Source organism: Streptomyces sp. NPDC054863, assembly GCF_053610825.1.
Genome location: NZ_JBSGZD010000422.1, coordinates 1 through 5,066, shown reverse-complemented (window position 1 = coordinate 5,066; position 5,066 = coordinate 1). Strand labels below are relative to the sequence as shown.

The window sequence follows — 5,066 nt, the reverse complement described above, 5'->3', positions numbered from 1 at the left end:
GGCTTTTTACTGAGGCATACCTAAGCTGCTCAGTCAAATAACTGCTGGTAGCGTGCAGATGCATAAGACTTGCAATAAGCAATCGGAGGGGTCGGACGACATGGCCATCTACACGCTTCCTGAACTTCCGTACGACTACGCGGCGCTTGAGCCCGTGATCAACCCGCAGATCATCGAGCTGCACCACGACAAGCACCACGCGGCTTACGTCAAGGGCGCCAACGACACCCTTGAGCAGCTCGCCGAGGCGCGCGACAAGGACGCCTGGGGCTCGATCAACGGTCTGGAGAAGAGCCTCGCGTTCCACCTCTCCGGCCACATCCTGCACAGCATCTACTGGCACAACATGGCCTCCCCGAAGGACGGCAACGGTGGCGGCGAGCCGACGGCCGCCGACGGTGTCGGCGACCTCGCGGACGCGATCACCGAGTCCTTCGGCTCCTTCGCCAAGTTCAAGACGCAGCTGACGAAGGCCGCCGCGACGACGCAGGGCTCCGGCTGGGGCGTCCTCGCGTACGAGCCGGTCTCGGGCCGTCTCATCGTCGAGCAGGTCTACGACCACCAGGGCAACGTCGGCCAGGGCAGCGTCCCGGTCCTGGTCTTCGACGCGTGGGAGCACGCCTTCTACCTCCAGTACAAGAACCAGAAGGTCGACTTCATCGAGGCCATGTGGGCCGTCGTCAACTGGCAGGACGTGGCGAAGCGTTACGCCGAGGCGAAGGACCGTACGCCGCTGATCACTCCGTGACCCGGAGCCGCTGATCGCTCCGTGACCCGGAGCCGGTGGTGACTCCCGCCAGGCCGGCGGGACCCGAAACGCCCTGCTCGTGATCGTCTTCTCAACCTTCACCGGGCGGGTGGATGGACGAAGAGCCCCTGCGAGGACATGACTCGCGGGGGCTCTTCTGTGGGTACGGGGCGGGTCAGCGCGGGAGGTAGCCGGTGCGGCCGGTACCCGTGAACTCCCGTGCCAGGCCGGCCCCGTGGAGGCGGGCGAAGGACGTGAAGGGGTTGCCGCACCCGGATTCGCCGCGGTCGAAGTTCCAGCTCTTGTGGAACTCGACGCGGTAGTAGTGCGGGTTGGGGCGGACCACGCGGTACTGGACGCCGCGCACGGCCAGCCACCAGTCGGGGCTGGTGGAGGGGGCGATGCGGACGCCCTGCCAGTCGTCGGTGCCGGACCAGTGGCCCGCCTCCGCCTCCATGAGGCGGGCGTTCACGGCTGCCCGCACGGGCGGGAGGGCGACGAGGGTGCCGGCGTCCAGGGCGTACGGGGCGCCGGTGCCGGCGAGGTAGTGCCGCAGGGCTGCGGCGGCCCGCCGCAGACCGGTCAGCCACCAGAGGGCGGCGAGGGCGTAACACCCTGCCCGTACAGCTCGGTCGGTCGGGCGTACGGGCAGGGTGGCATGGGGGGCCCGGGGGGCGCGGTCCGTGCCTATGTGGCTGTCGCCGAGTATCTCGCCTGTCTCCATAGGGGGACGCTACGGGGGGTCGGCGGCGGGTGCCTGCTGGGCGGGGCCGGTCGGGGTGGGCCGCCCTGAGGGCAGGTCTTCAGGGGCGCGGGGAACTGCGCGGCCGACCACGACGTACCCGCACGACGACCACCACACTCCGCCCTCCCCCTCCCCCGCGCCCCGCGCCCCGCGCCCCGCGGTCAGCTGAAGTCCGGGCCCTGGGTCCGGGTCCGCTTCAGTTCGAAGAAGCCGGGGGTCGAGGCGACCAGCAGCGTGCCGTCCCAGAGCTTCGCCGCCGCCTCGCCCCTGGGCGTCGGCGTGACGACCGGTCCGAAGAAGGCGACCTGGCCGCCGTCCTCGCCCGGGACCGCGATGACCGGCGTGCCGACGTCCTCGCCGACGAGGGAGATGCCCGACAGGTGCGAGGCCCGCAGCTCCTTGTCGTAGGTGTCGGACGTGGCGTAGGAGGCGAGGGAGGCGGGCAGGCCGACCTCGGCGAGCGCCTCCGCGATGACCTCGTCGGTGACGCCGCGGCCGTCGTTGTGGATGCGGGTGCCGAGCGCCGTGTACAGCGCGCCGGTGATCTCCTCGCCGTGCAGCTGCTGGGCGGCGATGACCACGCGGACCGGGCCCCACGCCGTCTTCAAGGCCTCCCGGTACTCCTCGGGAAGGTCGTCGCGGCCCTCGTTGAGTACGGCCAGACTCATCACGTGCCAGCGGATCTCGACCGGACGCTGCTGCTCCACTTCGAGCATCCAACGCGACGTCATCCACGCCCAGGGGCACAGCGGGTCGAACCAGAAGTCTGCGGGGATCTTCGCGGTCTGGGACATGTCTCTCCTCATTGATATTTCAAGTGTCGCGGCACTGTGCCTGACAACCACCGGGCCCCCGGCACCATTCCCGTGCACACCGCTTCAGGCGCACATGGGAGGATCGGTGCTGTTTCGAGGAGTATCGAAAAGCGTCGAACGTGTCACGAAGGAGTGCCCGTGCCCGGTGAGAACCTGTCCCGCGACGAAGCCCAGATCCGGGCCGAGCTGCTGTCCGTCGACGGATACGAGGTCGCGCTCGACCTGCGTTCCGCAGTGGGCGACCACGAGGGGGACGGCCCGCGCACGTTCCGCTCGGTGACCGAGATCCGCTTCCGGGCCAGAACGCCGGGCGCGTCCACCTTCGCCGACCTGGTCGCACCGTCCGTGAACGCGGTGACCCTCAACGGCACCGCGCTGGACCCGGCGGCCGTCTTCGACGGCACCCGCATCGCCCTCGAAGGCCTCGCCGCCGAGAACGTCCTCGTCGTGGACGCCCAGTGCGCCTACAGCAGGACCGGCGAGGGCATGCACCGCTTCGTCGACCCGGAGGACGGCGAGGTCTACCTCTACACGCAGTACGAGCCGGCCGACGCCCGCCGCGTGTACGCCAACTTCGAGCAGCCCAGCCTGAAGGCTCCGTACCGCTTCTCGGTGCGGGCGCCCGAGGGCTGGACGGTGTGGAGCAACGGCGTGGGCACCTTGGAGGACGGCACCTGGACGTTCGCCGAGACCAAGCCGATCTCGACGTACATCACCGCCGTCGTGGCCGGCCCGTACCACTACGTCGAGGACTCCTACACCCGCACCTTCGAGGACGGCAGCACTCTCGACATCCCGCTGGGTGCCATGTGCCGCAAGGGTCTCGCCAAGCACTTCGACGCGGACGACGTCTTCCTGATCACCAAGCAGGGCCTGGACTTCTTCCACGACAACTTCGACTACCCGTACCCCTTCGGGAAGTACGACCAGGCGTTCGTCCCCGAGTACAACCTCGGCGCGATGGAGAACCCGGGTCTGGTCACCTTCACCGAGGAGTTCATCTTCCGCGGGAAGACGACGAGTTCGTCGTACGAGGGCCGGGCGAACGTCATCCTGCACGAGATGGCGCACATGTGGTTCGGCGACCTGGTCACCATGCAGTGGTGGGACGACCTGTGGCTGAAGGAGTCCTTCGCGGACTTCATGGGCTCCTTCTCGATGGTCGAGGCGACCCGCTTCACCGACGGCTGGATCACCTTCGCCAACCGCCGCAAGTCCCTGGCGTACCGCGCCGACCAGCTGCCGTCCACGCACCCGATCACGGCCGACATCCGAGACCTCCAGGACGCGAAGCTCAACTTCGACGGCATCACGTACGCCAAGGGCGCTTCCGTGCTGAAGCAGCTCGTCGCGTACGTCGGACGGGACGCGTTCCTGGAGGGTGCCCGCGTCTACTTCAAGGCGCACGCGTACGGGAACACCCGGCTGGGCGACCTGCTCTCCGCCCTGGAGGAGACCAGTGGCCGCGACCTCACCGAGTGGTCGCGCGTCTGGCTCCAGACGTCCGGGGTCAACTCCCTCACTCCGGAGGTCACTTACGACGCGGAGGGCCGGATCACCGAGCTCGCGGTGGTCCAGCAGGCCACCCTCCCCGCGCATCAGCAGGCTGCGGCGGCGGCTGCCCCGGAGCTGCGCCCGCACCGCGTCGCGATCGGCCTCTACCGGCTGGAGGGCGGCGAGCTGGTCCGTTACGCCCGGACGGAGACGGACGTGGCCGGTCCGCGCACGGTCGTCACCGGCCTGACCGGCACCGAGAAGCCCGCGCTGATCCTGGTCAACGACGACGACCTCACCTACTGCAAGATCCGCTTCGACGCGGGCTCGCTGGACACCCTGCGCGCCCATCTCGGCGACTTCACGGATCCCCTGGCCCGTGCCCTGTGCTGGTCCGCGCTGTGGAACCTGACCCGTGACGGCCTCATGCCCGCCCGCGACTTCATCGACCTCGTACTGCGGTTCGCGGGCCGCGAGTCGGACGTCGGCGTGCTCCAGATGCTGCACGCGTGGACGCAGACGGCGCTCGTCCACTACGCGGCCCCCCAGTGGCGCGAGGAGGGCGGCCGGCTCCTCTCCGCGGGTGCGCTGCGCGAGCTGCGGAGCGCCGAGCCCGGCAGCGAGCACCAGCTGACCTGGGCGCGCTTCTTCGCCGCCGGAGCCTGCGGCGAGACCGATTTCCAGCTCCTGGAGGGCCTGCTCGCCGGTACGGCGCGGATCGACGGTCTCGACGTCGACCAGGAGCTGCGCTGGTCGTTCCTGTCCCCGCTCGTCTCGCACGGCCGGGCCGACGAGTCGGCGATCGACGCCGAACTCGCCCGGGACGACACCGCTTCGGGCAAGCGCCACCAGGTGCGCTGCCTGGCCTCCCGCCCGTCCGAGGCGGTCAAGGCGCAGGCGTGGGCGTCGGTCGTGGAGTCCGACGCCCTCTCCAACGCCCTCGTCGAGGCCACCAACGCGGGCTTCGTACGCAGCGGTCAGCGCGAGCTGCTCGCCCCGTACGCCGCGAAGTACTTCGCCGCGATCGAGCGGGTGTGGGCGGAACGCTCCATCCAGATCGGGGTGCTGATCGTCCGCGGCCTGTATCCCGCGCTCCAGGACCCGGCCGCGACACTGGCCGCCACCGACGGGTGGCTCACGTCCCACGCGGACGCGGCCCCGGCGCTGCGCCGCCTGGTGCTGGAGGCGCGCGACGACCTGGCGCGGGCACAGCGCGCGCAGGCCTGCGACGGGGCCTAGCCGGCCGGGTTACCGGGCGGGGGCC

The 5,066-nt window shown here is 69.9% G+C and carries 4 protein-coding genes; 2 read left to right on the top strand and 2 right to left on the bottom strand.

What is annotated here, in order from left to right; all coding sequences use genetic code 11:
* Window positions 1–100: 100 nt before the first annotated feature.
* Window positions 101–748, top strand: a complete 648-nt coding sequence (locus ACWGIG_RS36820; protein ID WP_453326072.1) for a superoxide dismutase — start codon at window positions 101–103, stop codon at window positions 746–748.
* Between the two features lie 175 nt (window positions 749–923).
* Here the strand turns inward: ACWGIG_RS36820 and ACWGIG_RS36815 are convergent, their stop codons facing one another.
* Both ACWGIG_RS36815 and ACWGIG_RS36810 read right to left on the bottom strand, forming a co-directional pair.
* Window positions 924–1,472 (bottom strand): hypothetical protein, encoded by a 549-nt coding sequence (locus tag ACWGIG_RS36815; RefSeq protein WP_453326071.1) that lies wholly within the window; start codon window positions 1,470–1,472, stop codon window positions 924–926.
* A 182-nt stretch (window positions 1,473–1,654) separates the two neighbouring features.
* Complete coding sequence (locus tag ACWGIG_RS36810; RefSeq protein WP_453326070.1) at window positions 1,655–2,287, bottom strand: DsbA family oxidoreductase; 633 nt, start codon at window positions 2,285–2,287, stop codon at window positions 1,655–1,657.
* Between the two features lie 159 nt (window positions 2,288–2,446).
* Between ACWGIG_RS36810 and pepN the strand changes: the two genes are divergently transcribed.
* Entirely contained in the window at window positions 2,447–5,041 is a 2,595-nt protein-coding gene (gene pepN / locus ACWGIG_RS36805) for an aminopeptidase N (protein ID WP_453326069.1), read from the top strand.
* Window positions 5,042–5,066: the final 25 nt, after the last annotated feature.

What these genes read in the sequence shown, in the direction of transcription:
- ACWGIG_RS36820 (WP_453326072.1), top strand. Translation starts at nt 101, where the DNA reads ATGGCCATCTACACGCTTCCTGAACTTCCGTACGACTACGCGGCGCTT.
- ACWGIG_RS36815 (WP_453326071.1), bottom strand. Translation starts at nt 1,472, where the DNA reads ATGGAGACAGGCGAGATACTCGGCGACAGCCACATAGGCACGGACCGC.
- ACWGIG_RS36810 (WP_453326070.1), bottom strand. Translation starts at nt 2,287, where the DNA reads ATGTCCCAGACCGCGAAGATCCCCGCAGACTTCTGGTTCGACCCGCTG.